4 protein-coding genes are annotated in these 5,705 nt (G+C 33.0%); all 4 read left to right on the top strand.

The window, feature by feature from the left end:
- Positions 1-619: ISL3 family transposase (locus ETC02_RS15980; protein WP_171698417.1), on the top strand; the 619-nt coding region annotated here is incomplete at its 5' end.
- A gap of 219 nt (positions 620-838) precedes the next feature.
- Positions 839-3,034 (top strand): PEP/pyruvate-binding domain-containing protein, encoded by a 2,196-nt coding sequence (locus tag ETC02_RS15975; RefSeq protein WP_094239693.1) that lies wholly within the window; start codon positions 839-841, stop codon positions 3,032-3,034.
- A complete protein-coding gene (locus ETC02_RS15970; protein WP_033026758.1) occupies positions 3,027-4,286 on the top strand; it encodes a hypothetical protein in 1,260 nt (419 codons plus the stop codon). Before ETC02_RS15975 ends, ETC02_RS15970 begins: the two co-directional genes overlap by 8 nt.
- Positions 4,283-5,479 carry an ATP-grasp domain-containing protein gene (locus ETC02_RS15965; protein WP_033026756.1) on the top strand — a complete coding sequence of 399 codons (1,197 nt, stop codon included), beginning with the start codon at positions 4,283-4,285 and terminating at the stop codon, positions 5,477-5,479. The genes ETC02_RS15970 and ETC02_RS15965 overlap by 4 nt, the downstream gene beginning before the upstream one ends.
- Positions 5,480-5,705 lie beyond the last annotated feature (226 nt).

Here is a 5,705-nt window from a genome sequence, read left to right as displayed (position 1 = left end):
CGCCGTTAACTTGTTGAGCCAAAATGGACTGTCGAAAGAAATGGTCCAAACGGTGATTCTTGACATGTGGGAACCTTATCATAAGGCGGTTCGCGCCCTGTTTCCATCTGCTTCGATTGTCATCGATCAGTACCATGTGGTTCAAAAAGTGACACAACCCTTGGATCAAGCAAGAAAGGAATTTTCTCCATGGAAAAAGGCTCGATATCTTCTCTTAAAAGGCTGTGAAAAGCTTCGTAAGGACCAACGGCTTCGATTAGACGATATCTTGGAGGAGTATCCGGCACTTTCCATTGCTTATTATCTGAAAGAGTTGTTTCGGGATTTTTACCGAACCGATGGATATAATGAAGCAAAGGAACGCTTGGAAGAATGGATTCAGTTAGCCAAACAGAGCCCTTTTGCTTCTTTTCAGAAAGCAGCCAACACGCTTGAAAGGTGGAAGGAGCCTATTCTTTCCTACTTTTTGTGCCCATATACCAATGCCCGAATCGAGGGGACGAATCACAAGATCAAAAACATCAAACGCCGGGCATATGGCTATCGAAATCGAGAACGGTTTCGTTTGCGTGTATTTCTGGAGTGTACAGGGAACACTACAGGTAGTCAGGCTGCTTAAGCGCTCTCTTCTTCCGCTATCGGTATGATAGTTGGTAGAATGGAACCCGTCAAGGAAAGCACTTGACTGTTTCCATTCTACCAACTTCGTGGTCTGTATGCGGAAGAAGGATCCTGACTGATGAACCGATTTCATCCAGCTAACATATTTCTGGGGTTGAGTGGAAATCACAGAAAATGGTGAAGACCCAAAAAAAAAATTAAAAGAGGGTGAATATTTTTGTTGATTAATAGCACTAGGGAAAATTGGAAAATCATTAATTATAGAAATGTCGATGATATGATAGCAGCTGAATTTTTACATGATCTGTATAATCGATATGATTATTCAGTTAATTCAATAAGGTTTAGGAATACTATAAGTATTTATAAGGGAAACGTGTTTGAAAGTTACGCACCAAAAGACGAATGGGATAATTTAGGACGAAGGTTGGGAAGAAGATTTTATAACTTAGAGGCTGATTTGTTAAAACAGTTGGATCTGTATATAAAAAAACCAAAAAATCGTTTAATTAATATGTTGCAAGAAATTTCTTCTGAAAAAATATCTTTAGATAGTTCTCTTGAAACAGTGGAAAGGATTGCATCTCTTCAGTACACCGCTTTAGGAGAAATTTATGGTATAAATCTGGTTCAAATTGAACATGGACTAAAATGGGCAATGGAGCAACTCCTACTAGAAGAAATACCTAAAGAAGATGTGAGAAAATATATTCCGTATCTCCTTGGTTCTGAAAAAGCAACGATAGGAGTTATAGCAGAAAAAACTGCTTTGGCTTTATCTATTAAAGTCAGTGAGAAAAAATTAACTTTAAGAGAAGCGGAAAAAGAGTATTTATCTAAATATAAAAATTTAAACTACGCCTATGGTGCTGTTAAGAAAAATAATGTTGCAGCTGAAAAGTTAAAGTATTTAATAGAGACTCCCTTAAAAGAACGAATACAACTTTTTAATAAATTGGATAATTTAACTGATTGTAATAAAAGTAATTCTCTAGTTGATAAAATCATTAGATCTCATGAGATAAGGGATAAACTTATTAAATTAAATGACATTGCTATAAAAGTAGGGGATTTAAGAGATAAAAATAAAGCATTAATGGGACAAGTAGCCTACCAGAGAAATAGGCTTCTAAATAACTTAGCAAGTTTAACAGGTGAAAAGAGGGAGAACTTGTCAAGATACATGTTGTTTGAACTCTTTGAATTAGCTGAGAACCAAAAAAGATTAAGTGAAGAAACTATTAATTTAAGGTATGACTATGTTGTATTAAATAGAATAGAAAACTGTTTGATTGGAGATAAAGCACGTGAAGCTACATTAGTAGTTGATTTTAAAACTGATAAAAATGACCAAATAAAAGGTACTACGGCAAGCATGGGAAATGTTAAGGGATATGTCAAACATGTTAGAGATATCAGTGACTTAAATTACATAACAAAAGAAGATATTTTAGTAGCTAAGGGTACTGACTTTAATTTTATGGATGCAATGATGAAATCTAAGGGATTCATTACAGAAGAAGGGGGAATCTTAAGTCACGCAGCGGTTATAGCAAGAGAATTAAAAAAACCCTGTTTAATAGGAATTCCCAACGTCTTTTCTAAAATACCTGAAGGATCCTTTATAAATTTAAATGCGGATCAAGGATATGTGAAAGTTATCCATAGAAAGGTAAATGAAAAGAAAATTCCTTTTGTTAAACTTGATGATGCCTCCAACTCTGTTATTGTTGGCAATAAAGCTTATAGGTTATATGAACTTTTAAAACACAATATTAATGTATTACCCGGTATAGTAATACCGTCTAGTATAAATATAAACGACTATACTGCAAATGACGTTGAGATACTATTAAATGAGATTAAAATGCTTTTCCCAGAATGTTCACATTTAGTTGTTCGAAGTAGCTCACCTAGCGAAGATCTTATAGATAAGTCAGTAGCAGGTATTTTAGAATCTAAAATCTGTAAAATGGAATCATTCGATTTATATAATGCAATCCAATATGTACAAGAATCCGGAAAAAAAGGAATAATAAAATATTACTTTAGTAAAGATGAGGTGGATTTGGCTGTTTTAATACAACCATATTTAAAACAAGATTTGGGGGGAGTTATATTTACTTGTAATCCTATAGGTGACGATGAAAATGATATGTTAATAGAAGCTAGTTATGGTGGGGCTTCCAATGTGGTTAACGGAAAAGTTGATATTAGGGAAACGTTAAGTAAGTCAAGTTATAAGTCTAATTATAAAATTTTTAATAATTTAGCGGAAATAGCGAATTATATAGAAAATTTATATGGATACCCTGTTGATATTGAATGGGGAGCACAAAATCAAAAAATTTATATATTTCAAGTCAGACCAATAACAACTTTATCAAATAAAGTAGGGGAATATCATGATTAGAGACTTATTTATTAAAATGGGCGTTAGCAATAATTATAAATTAATTCCAGAAAGCCCCATTATACGTAATAATGCAGACACATTTTTTATTGGATCTGCTATTATGGCAAATATGGATCTTTTTGAAGCAGAAAAGGAGAAAAAACATGAGATACCACAAAAATATATAACAGCACAAAGGGTTTTTTCAGCTAACAGATTAGAAGATGTAGGGAAGTATCCATTAGCTACTCCATTTGAAGTTATGTTATCTATATTTCGGTTTGGAGATAAAAGTGTAGAACCATCTATAGACTTTATTCTCAATTTTTTGAATCTAGCTTTAGGTATAGATCCTTCTCAATTAATCTATTTAGCTCCGTATGAACTAGGGATTAGAAATACCGTCTTATCAAAGAAAGTACCAGAAAGAAATGTTATTAGTTGGGAAAACAATATTCCGTTAAGACTAGGAAAAAATAAACCGCAAGGATATTATTTGAAAATATTTTTACCATATAAACATGGCATTATACCTATTTCGACTATAGGGTTTATCGAAGGTATAAATGGAATTTCAACAGATAGTGCGTTATTTCTCGAACGACTTTCCTTTGTAAAAGATAATTTAATTCATTGGTATGAAAGTGAGTTTTTTATTGATCTTACGAAGGAAGTAAAAGCACAATTCCCTAAATTTAACTATAACGAAGTTTACCTATGGGCTAATCATTTAAGAACACTCATGGCGCTATATTATGACGGTGTAAGACCAGAGGGGAAAGGTCCAGGACATACAATGAGAAAAATAATTAGAACATTATCAGGAACCTTATCTGGTGATAAGGTTTGTGATGATAAAGCATTAAAATTAATTTCAGCTGGAATCAAGTCATTAAAAAACTTGGGTTATGATATTACTGAAACTGTAGATGTTAACGAATTAACCGAACAAATTTTCAGGCAAATTAATAATGGTTCTAGTCAAATCGCCAGAGAGATTAAAAGATTTAAAAGGGCGCTTAGCAATAATGAAATAAAATCTTCTAAAGACTTAAAACAATGGAATGAAGAAAGAGGCCTAACATATGAATGGATGAGAAAAGCTTCCGAAGATGAAGGTGTATATGACTTGCCTTTTCCGGAAATAGAAAAGCGTTTCTGGTTAAGAAACGAATGTTATTCATTTGACACAAATCAGAAGATAACAGATCCAGTACAATTTCTTAAAAATGCAGAGTCTAAAAGAATGAAAGGAGTAATGAAAAATTGACGAAACACGTATTGGTAATAGGCGGTATGAGACCCGTCCATAAACAGTTAAAGAAACACAATGCAAAATTAACATTAATGACTGACAGAAAAAAAATAAAAAATAGTGATGCAGGTATATATGAAAGAATTATAGGAATTGAAAATGTTGAAGATACGAATGAGTGGATTGAATTAGCAAAAGCTATAAATAAAATTGAACCGTTTTATGCAATTGGGGCGTATCACGAAAAACTGCAAGATAAAGCTGCATTAATTGCGGAGGAACTCGGTCTAAATTTTTATAGTTACGAAGTTATTCAAACAGTAAGAAATAAAGTACTGATGAGAGAAAAATTAAATAGCAATGGTATTGATAATGTTAAATTTTCTTGTGCAATAAATAGGCGAGATATTGAAAGATTCATTGATGGGGTTGGTCTTCCTGTTGTTCTTAAACCTGTAGATGAATGGGGAAGTATTGGAGTATCTATTATAAAGGAAAAGAATGAGATAGATAAAGCTTTAGCCCTTATAAAAGCTGAAAATCCTAATAAAGAAGTGCTTGTTGAAGAGTATTTAAATGGAGATGAATATAGTGTTGAAGTTTTTAGTCAAAATGGTAAGCACATCGTAACTGTCATAACCAAGAAATTTAAAAATCAAACTTATCCAGTTGAAAAAGGGCATGTTGTATTTGCCTCCATTCCTTCTTCTATAAGATCAAAAATTGAAAAAAAAGTTTATGACTGTCTTGCATGTTTAGGAATAACACATGGACCTTCTCATACAGAGGTTATAGTGGACCCAAGCGGTAATATAAACATTGTTGAAACGCATACTAGATTGGGAGGGGATTTTATTCCAGAATTAATAGAAAAGTCCACAGGTATAGACTTAATTAAGATGACCGCACAACAAACATTAGGAGAAGATGTAGGCATTCCGGAATTAAAAATAAAGCATTATCACGCCATTTGGTACTATCTTCCTGAAGAAGAGGGTGAAATATGTGAAATAAACGGTTTAGAAAATGTAAGAGCATCGGAAGGAGTAGTGGAAGCTAATTTATTGAAGAATAAAGGTGACGTTGTAAGATCTGCTTTAAGTTCGTTTGATAGATTAGCATATGTTATTGCGAAAGGTAATAGTACAGATGACGCATTATCCAAAGCCAAAAATGCCATAAAAAAAATTAATGTTAAATTAGTATGATTGGAGCAATTTTTAATGTACCAAAACAAGACCTTTTTATTACTGTTATCTAATAATTTTTTTAGTTCTATTGGATTTGGTTTACAGGCCTTTGTAGTAACTCACATTTCGCACCCTAACAAGGTCAAAACAAAGGATTTTTTATTTAGTTTTTCAGAATAACTTTTTGACCAACACAACGAGCGATGGCTATCCTTTTTTTACCATCGCTGGTCGTTCCGTATGA

The sequence above is a fragment of the Geobacillus sp. DSP4a genome (genome assembly GCF_013096875.1).
In the GTDB taxonomy this organism is placed as follows: Bacteria; Bacillota; Bacilli; order Bacillales; family Anoxybacillaceae; genus Geobacillus; species Geobacillus thermophilus.
This window is presented reverse-complemented; position numbering and strand designations above follow the sequence as displayed.